6 protein-coding genes are annotated in these 3,904 nt (G+C 74.1%); 2 read left to right on the top strand and 4 right to left on the bottom strand.

Annotated features, from left to right (window positions below; all coding sequences use genetic code 11):
- The 3 genes from ACOJTC_RS04050 to ACOJTC_RS04040 all read right to left on the bottom strand — a co-directional run.
- A partial coding sequence (locus ACOJTC_RS04050; protein WP_420115801.1) for a LamB/YcsF family protein occupies positions 1-555 on the bottom strand: 555 nt, incomplete at its 3' end.
- Positions 539-1,414 carry a biotin-dependent carboxyltransferase family protein gene (locus ACOJTC_RS04045; protein ID WP_420115800.1) on the bottom strand — a complete coding sequence of 292 codons (876 nt, stop codon included), beginning with the start codon at positions 1,412-1,414 and terminating at the stop codon, positions 539-541. The genes ACOJTC_RS04050 and ACOJTC_RS04045, both read right to left, overlap by 17 nt.
- Positions 1,411-2,022, bottom strand: a complete 612-nt coding sequence (locus tag ACOJTC_RS04040; protein ID WP_420115799.1) for a 5-oxoprolinase subunit B family protein — start codon at positions 2,020-2,022, stop codon at positions 1,411-1,413. Before ACOJTC_RS04040 ends, ACOJTC_RS04045 begins: the two co-directional genes overlap by 4 nt.
- 106 nt (positions 2,023-2,128) lie before the next feature.
- Here ACOJTC_RS04040 and trhA point away from each other — a divergent pair, with 106 nt between their 5' ends.
- On the top strand, positions 2,129-2,806 hold the full coding sequence (gene trhA / locus ACOJTC_RS04035) for a PAQR family membrane homeostasis protein TrhA (protein WP_357924972.1): 678 nt from the start codon (positions 2,129-2,131) through the stop codon (positions 2,804-2,806).
- Between the two features lie 86 nt (positions 2,807-2,892).
- Here the strand turns inward: trhA and ACOJTC_RS04030 are convergent, their stop codons facing one another.
- Positions 2,893-3,183, bottom strand: coding sequence for a DUF6458 family protein (locus tag ACOJTC_RS04030; RefSeq protein ID WP_420115798.1), 291 nt, complete (start codon positions 3,181-3,183; stop codon positions 2,893-2,895).
- Between the two features lie 125 nt (positions 3,184-3,308).
- Between ACOJTC_RS04030 and ACOJTC_RS04025 the strand changes: the two genes are divergently transcribed.
- On the top strand, positions 3,309-3,845 hold the full coding sequence (locus tag ACOJTC_RS04025; RefSeq protein ID WP_420115797.1) for a SixA phosphatase family protein: 537 nt from the start codon (positions 3,309-3,311) through the stop codon (positions 3,843-3,845).
- Positions 3,846-3,904: the final 59 nt, after the last annotated feature.

Raw genomic sequence — 3,904 nt, 5'->3', positions numbered from 1 at the left:
GGTGACCAGCGCGCCCGGCGCGGTACGCGGCACCAGCGCCCCGGTGGGCAGGTAGCCCCGGTCGGCGAAGCCCTCGGCGACCACCCGTAGTCCCGCGCCGACGGCGAGCTGGGCGAGGGTGGAGCCGGGCGCGCACAGGATCGGCAGCTCGTGGTCGTACCCGGTGACGGCGGCGACCACGGCGGCGGCCTGCACCTCGTCGGTGGCCGCCGCGTGGTAGAGCGCGCCGTGCGGTTTGAGGTAGCGGACCCGGGTACGGTACGGCCGGCAGAACGCGTCGAGCGCCCCGAGCTGGTAGGTGACGTCGTCGCGCAGCTCGTCGAAGCCGTACGCGATGTGCCGGCGGCCGAAGCCGGCCAGGTCGCGGTAGCCGACCTGCGCGCCGACGGTGACGCCGCGTTCGGCGGCGGCGGCGCAGACCCGGCGCATGGTCGACGGGTCGCCGCCGTGGAAGCCGCACGCCACGTTGGCGGAGGTGACCAGGTCGAGCAGCGCCTCGTCGTCGCCGAGCCGCCAGATGCCGAATCCCTCGCCGAGGTCAGCGTTGAGGTCCATGGAACCTCACCGTAGTCCCCGGCCGGGCCTGCGCGAGCCCCGCCACGTCGTCCACCACCCCGATCACCGGGTAGCCGCCGGTGGTCGGATGGTCAGCCAGGAAGATCAACGGTTGGCCGTCGGCGGGCACCTGCACCGCCCCGAGCACCACGCCCTCGCTGGGCAGCTCCCCGGCCACCGCGCGGGGCAGCGCCGCGCCGACCAGTCGTGCACCGACCCGGTCACTGACCGGGCTCACCGTGTACGCCGTACCGAGCAGCAGCGCCATCGCCCCGGCGGTGAACCAGTCGGCACGCGGGCCGGGGCGCAGGGTCAGCCACAGCTCGTCCGGCACCGGCCGGCCGACGGTGAAGTCCACCGGGGCGGGTGGGCCGGCCGGTCGGCCGAGCGGAAGCAGGTCGCCGTCGCGGACCGGGGGTGGGCCGAGGCCGGCGAGGGTGTCGGTGGACCGGCTGCCGAGCACGGGCGCGACGGCGATTCCGCCGTCGACCGCGAGCCAGTTGCGCAGCCCGTGCCGGGGCGTGCCGATCCGCAGCACCGCGCCCGCCGGCACCGCCAGCGGCCGGCCCACGTCACCGGGGCGACCGTCGACCCGGACGTCGACGTCGGCCCCGGTCACCGCCACCGTGCCGGCCCGGGTCAGCCGCAGCTCACCGCCGCCGAGGGTCAGCTCCAGACCGGCGGCGTCCGCCGGGTTGCCGACCAGTCGGTTCGCCAGCGCCAGCGCCGCCGGATCGAGCGCCCCCGACCGGGGTACGCCGAGATGCGCCCACCCGGGCCGTCCCAGGTCCTGCACGGTGGTACGCGGTCCCGCCCGCCGTACCTCGATCGCGCCTGCGGTGTCCTGCGGTGCGGTCATCCGGTCACCAGCCGGACCCGGGTGCCCGGGGTGAGGGTGGCGGGTGGGTCGGCGGACACGTCGAACAGGGTCAGCGTGGTCCGCCCCACCAGCAGCCAGCCACCCGGCGACGCGGTCGGGTAGATCCCCGCGTACGGCCCGGCCAGGGCCACCGAGCCGGCCGGCACCCGGGGGCGCGGGGTGGGTAGTCGGGGCACCGCGTACTGCGGGGGCAGCCCGGTCAGGTAGGCGAAGCCGGGGGCGAACCCGCAGAACGCCACCCGGAACTCGGTGTTCGCCAGGCGGTGCACCACCTCGGGTACGGTCACCCGCCAGTGTGCGGCGACCCGGGGCAGGTCCTCCCCGTCGTACACGGTGGGCACCTCGACGGTGGTGGCCCCGGCGGCGGCGACGGCCGGGCCGGGGGTCCAGCGGGCGATCCGGGCGGCCGTCGACTCCGGGTCGGGCACCCCGTCGAGCAGGACGGTGCCGGCGGCCGGGACGATCTCGGCGGCGGTCAGCTCACCGGCCTCCCGGCGACGCCACAACTCGGCCCGCCACTGTTCCACCTGGGCGGGGTCGTCGCAGTCGAGCAGGAGGGCGTGCCGGCCCACGGGTCGGATCCGCATTGCGCCATACTCTCCGATCGATGGGCCGTCCAGGGTCGCCAGACTCGACAGGTCGGTGACGGGTCGTACTACCTAGAAGTAACCTACGGTGCCGTAACCTGTTTGCGTGACCACCTCCGCACCGCTTCGACTCAAGCCTGTCGACATCGGTAAGCCCCGGATGCGCGGCTGGCTGCACACCTACGCGTTCTTCGTCGCGCTCGTCTGCGGCATCGTCCTCAGCGCCGTCGCGGCCACCCGGCCCGGCTGGACACCCCTGGTCAGCTGCCTGATCTACAGCGTGACAGTCTGCGGTCTGTTCGGCACCAGCGCCCTCTACCACCGCCGGGTGTGGTCGGAGCGCGGCTACCAGATCATGCGCCGGATGGACCACTCGATGATCTTCGTGTTCATCGCCGGGACGTACACCCCGCTCTGCGTCCTGCTGCTCGACAGGCGGATGGCCATTCTGATGCTCGGCCTGGTCTGGGGCGGGGCGCTGGCGGGTGTCGCCGTCAAGCTGATCTGGCCGCACGCCCCGCGCTGGGTCTCCGCGCCGCTCTACCTGGCCCTCGGCTGGGTGTCGGTGGCGATCCTGCCGCAGATCCTGCGCCAGGGCGGGGTCACCGTGCTGGTGCTGCTCGCCGCCGGAGGCGCGGTCTACAGCATCGGTGCCGTCTTCTACGCGCTACGCCGGCCGAACCCGTGGCCCACCGTCTTCGGCCACCACGAGTTCTTCCACGCGTGCACCCTGATCGCCGCCCTCTGTCACCACATCGCGATCTACTTCGCCCTCTTCGCCTGACCCCACCCGACCCCGGGAAAGAACCGCAGACAGTTCGAGGGCCCCGCGCCGTTGCGGGGCCCTCGAGATCATGGGGTGCGGGACGGTCAGACCGGGTAACCCGAGCCGCGCGTCTCGCGGTACTCCTCACGTACCACCTGGCCGCCCTGCACCGGCACGACCCGGTCGGCGACGACCTGGTCCTGCCGCACCGCGGTGGTGACGACGGCCCGGCGGCGGCTGTTCCAGAAGTAGAGGGTGGTCAGCAGCCCGACGACGCCGGCGAGCATCAGCACCCAGCCGACCACGTCGAGGTTGAGCCATCCCAGGTTGGCGTCGATGGCGAACGCGAAGATCGCGCCCACCGCGATGAGGAAGATGCTGGCACCGATGCCCATGACGTCGCCTCCTTGGCTGTCAGCTGGCGTTACCCACCCGCCACGGCCATCGAGGGCATCGATGAGCGAGTGGCATCCATCGACTTACCCAGGCGGCCCCCGCCCCAATCAGGCAAGCTGGTGCAATGACGGACGGCGAGGCCGACACACGGACACTGGTGCTGCTCCGGCACGCCAAGGCCGAACAGCCCACGACCGGCCCCGACGTGGAGCGCAGGCTCACCGCACGCGGGCACGCCGACGCCGCCGCCGCAGGTGCGTGGCTGACCCGGCAGGGTCTGCTCCCCGACGTGGTGATCTGTTCGGCGGCCCGGCGCACCAGGCAGACCTGGCACGACGTGGCGCTGGGCATGACCGGGTCCCGGCCGGAGGGTGCCCCGGCGGGGACGGCTCCGGTGGTGCGGTACGCCGCCGCCGCGTACGAGGCGCACCCGGACGACCTGCTCGACCTGGTGCGGACGGTCGAGCCGGAGGCCGGCACGGTGCTGCTCGTCGCGCACAATCCGGGCGTCTCGCTGCTCTCGGCGCTACTCGACCCGGACCGGGCCGACCGGGAGGGGCTACGGACCAGCGACCTGGTGGTGCACCGGACGGCGGCGCCGTGGGCGCAGTTGACCCCCGGCGACGCCCCGATCGTCGCCCGGCACACCGCCCGCGGCTGACCCCCTCGGGCCGCCGCACCGGTCACGGGCCGGGCGCGGGCAGCGGGCCGGGCGCGGGC

It is taken from the genome of Micromonospora sp. (genome assembly GCF_048594385.1).
Classification (GTDB): Bacteria; Actinomycetota; Actinomycetes; order Mycobacteriales; family Micromonosporaceae; genus Micromonospora; species Micromonospora wenchangensis.
The sequence above is the reverse complement of the archived record's forward strand: the minus strand, read 5'-3'. Positions and strand labels throughout refer to the sequence as shown.

What these genes read in the sequence shown, in the direction of transcription:
- ACOJTC_RS04045 (WP_420115800.1), bottom strand. Translation starts at nt 1,414, where the DNA reads ATGACCGCACCGCAGGACACCGCAGGCGCGATCGAGGTACGGCGGGCG.
- ACOJTC_RS04040 (WP_420115799.1), bottom strand. Translation starts at nt 2,022, where the DNA reads ATGCGGATCCGACCCGTGGGCCGGCACGCCCTCCTGCTCGACTGCGAC.
- ACOJTC_RS04030 (WP_420115798.1), bottom strand. Translation starts at nt 3,183, where the DNA reads ATGGGCATCGGTGCCAGCATCTTCCTCATCGCGGTGGGCGCGATCTTC.
- ACOJTC_RS04025 (WP_420115797.1), top strand. Translation starts at nt 3,309, where the DNA reads ATGACGGACGGCGAGGCCGACACACGGACACTGGTGCTGCTCCGGCAC.